The organism is Streptomyces sp. NPDC017936 (genome assembly GCF_044328485.1).
Classification (GTDB): domain Bacteria; phylum Actinomycetota; class Actinomycetes; order Streptomycetales; family Streptomycetaceae; genus Streptomyces.
Genome location: NZ_JBIRHK010000042.1, coordinates 1 through 1,470 on the forward strand (window position 1 = coordinate 1; position 1,470 = coordinate 1,470).

At 67.2% G+C, this 1,470-nt stretch carries 1 protein-coding gene; it reads right to left on the reverse strand.

The window, feature by feature from the left end; all coding sequences use genetic code 11:
• Positions 1 to 23: 23 nt before the first annotated feature.
• The gene (locus tag ACH4F6_RS39955) at positions 24 to 1,226 is read right to left on the reverse strand and encodes an IS110 family transposase (protein ID WP_397965596.1); all 1,203 of its coding nucleotides are present in this window, start codon (positions 1,224 to 1,226) and stop codon (positions 24 to 26) included.
• Between the last annotated feature and the right edge of the window lie 244 nt (positions 1,227 to 1,470).

The following is a 1,470-nucleotide window of genomic DNA, read 5'->3' on the forward strand; positions in this document are numbered from 1 at the left end:
AAAAAGTGCCCCTATGGCTTTCGTCAAGCGGTGTTGATTGTGGGCGGTTCATAAAAGGTGCCGTCGCGGAGCATGGCGAAGAGGACGTCGATGCGGCGGCGGGCCAGGCAGACGATCGCGGCGACGTGGTGTTTGCCCTCGTGTCGTTTCCTGTCGTAGTAGGCGCGTGAGTCGGGCTGGGACAGTGAGGCGAAGGCGGCGAGGTAGAAGGCTCGCTTGAGCTGTTTGTTGCCTCGCCGGGCCGGGTGTTCGCTGCGGATGGAGGAGCCGGACCGGCGGGTGGCGGGTGCCAGGCCGGCGTAGGCGGCGAGGTGGCCTGCGGTGGCGAAGGCGCTGCCGTCACCGACGTCGATCAGGATGCGGGCTGCGGTCCTGACCCCGATGCCGGGCATCGAAGTCAGGACCTGGGAAAGAGGGTGTGCCTCCAGCAGTTCCTCGATCCTGGTGGCGAGGAGTCGGCGTTGGTCGAGCACGGCGGTGAGCGAGGCGGCCAGGCTGGGGACGATCAGTGCCGCAGCGTCGGTGCCGGGCACGACGACGGTCTGTTCATCGAGCGCGTCGAAGATGTCTGCGACGAGCCGTTCTGCCATGCGCGGTGCCTTGGGCCGCAGCATGGATATCAGCCGTCGTCTTCCGGCTTTCCGCAACTGTGCTGGTGAGCCGTGGCGTTCGAGCAGGAACAGGACGGCCGGGTGATCCAGGCGAGGCCCCAGGACACGCTCGAGTGAGGGATGGATCTGGGTCAGCAGCCCGCGCAGGCGGTTCTTGGTGCGGGTGACCTCGCCGGCCAGGTCATCGTCGAAGCCCACGATCATGTTCAGCTCGGCGACGGTCTCGTCGTCCGGCGCCAGGTCCCGCAGCGTGTGCGGCATGGTGCGGGCGGCATCGGCGATGACCGCGGCGTCCCGGGCGTCGGTCTTGGACTCACCGGGGTAGAGGTCGGCGATCCGCCGCATCGTCAGTCCCGGCAGATAGGCGACACGACAGCCGGTATCCCGCGCGACGGCCAGCGGCAGAGCCCCGATCGAGGCCGGCTGGTCCACCACGACCAGCACCGTTCCGTGCCTGGACTGGAGCTTTTCGAACAGCTCACGCAGCCGCGGTTCACTGTTGGGCAGCGGCTTGTCGAACACCTTCTTGCCCGCCGGAGTCAGGGCGGTCCCGTGATGCTCACCCTTGCCGACGTCCAGACCGAGGTAGACATCGATCCCACCCGCGTCGCTCACTCACCCTCCCCAGCAGACTCCCTTCCCGGCCTCCGCTGCGGCATCAGCGTGCCGGCATCCACGTTACGAAGGCCTGTCCATCCCAGAGAGTGCGGATGAAGCGGTCATGCCCCTGATCAGCGGTCTGCCAATGCCTCCCGGCCCGGTGACACCACTTTTTCGACCATGGTCGACAAGGGGCGCAAGTCATGCCGGACCCGGAGACCGGGAGCCCCATTGCGGGGCCACGGAAAAGGTAACGGGG